This is a genomic window from Fastidiosibacter lacustris (assembly GCF_003428155.1).
Classification (GTDB): domain Bacteria; phylum Pseudomonadota; class Gammaproteobacteria; order Francisellales; family Francisellaceae; genus Caedibacter; species Caedibacter lacustris.
On record NZ_QLIR01000056.1, the window covers coordinates 1 to 747 of the forward strand.

Sequence of the window (747 nt, forward strand, 5' to 3'; positions counted from 1 at the left end):
CACGCCATGTTCAACTTTTTAAATCCCCAATTTTTCAAACTGTATCGCTAAATAACCTTCACTCTTGCATATGACAGCACTAACGGTATGCGCAAGTACCTTTCTGGCAATTCGCTTCGTTAAATGCCAGCAATCGCGAGCACGAACTTTCTCAATATTAAAACGTTCAGTTAATTGACCAATAACAGTTTCCACTAGCCTACGAGTAGATATGATCCAGCGATTGGCATCTTTTCCTCAGCTATCTGTCATATTTCCCCCTTGTAGGGGTCTGCAAATCAATACCAGTCTCCAACCTGAAATCTTTTTGATAATCCTGACCAATCAAACCTTTATCAGCAAGTAATAAGCCTTGAATGCCAGGCACAATTTCATAGAGCGATTCCCTTTCGTCAATATGATTTGTTGATGAACCTGCCATAAATTTGCAGATTGCTTCACATAGTTACTACAACTACCAAGCCCTGGAAACCAGGCTTGCCAGTGCGTTTTAAAGTATTACCATATACCCTTGTCTGTGTCCTTGCCCATAAATTCTCCTACAATATCCATTGTAATCACTTCCGCATCTGAACGCTTTGGCGCAAAGCCTCGAGCTCTTAAAGGTCCTCTCTTATCAGCTTTTTTAATTCATTATCTACCAAACAATACACAGAAATGATAAAGTCTTCTAATAGCATGAGGCGCGCTTCCAGTTTTGTTATCCAAATTAAAAACTAAAGCTTTTCCTCATGCTATGCAATCTCT

Annotated in this window: 1 pseudogene; it reads right to left on the bottom strand. The window is 39.8% G+C overall.

The features are described from left to right. Window positions 1–18 precede the first annotated feature (18 nt). A pseudogene (locus DNJ77_RS09850) lies at window positions 19–680 on the bottom strand (transposase). Window positions 681–747: the final 67 nt, after the last annotated feature.